Annotated in this window: 1 protein-coding gene; it reads right to left on the bottom strand. The window is 63.4% G+C overall.

Annotated features, from left to right (window positions below; translation table 11 throughout):
• A partial coding sequence (locus ACM6IT_RS27025) for a hypothetical protein (protein ID WP_414919024.1) occupies positions 1-358 on the bottom strand: 358 nt, incomplete at both ends.

Consider the following 358-nt stretch of genomic DNA (forward strand, 5'->3'; position numbering starts at 1 on the left):
AGTGCCGTTGGCATTCAGCACCAGGGTGCCGTAGGTGCCGGTGAAGGTCCCGGGGGTGACCGGGCCGGCATTTTCACCAACCGTTACCCGGTCGGCGCCTTGCACGTCGTTGCTCAGCACGTTGCCGTTCAACGTCAGCAGGGTTTCCGAAGCGGTACTGGCGTTGCTGTCGCCCACGGCGTTGGGCAGGTCGTCGACGATGTTGACGTCGAGGTTGCCCGTGGCAGTGGTGCCGTTGTCATCCACCACGGTCACGGCGAACTGCTCGGGCAAGGTGTTGGCACCATTGGCAGTTGGGTGGGCTTCGTTATCGACCAGTGTGTAGCTGTAGCTCACCACGCCGGTCGCCGCGTTGAAC

This window comes from Pseudomonas sp. IT-P4, from assembly GCF_949767755.1.
GTDB classification, from domain to species: Bacteria; Pseudomonadota; Gammaproteobacteria; order Pseudomonadales; family Pseudomonadaceae; genus Aquipseudomonas; species Aquipseudomonas monachiensis.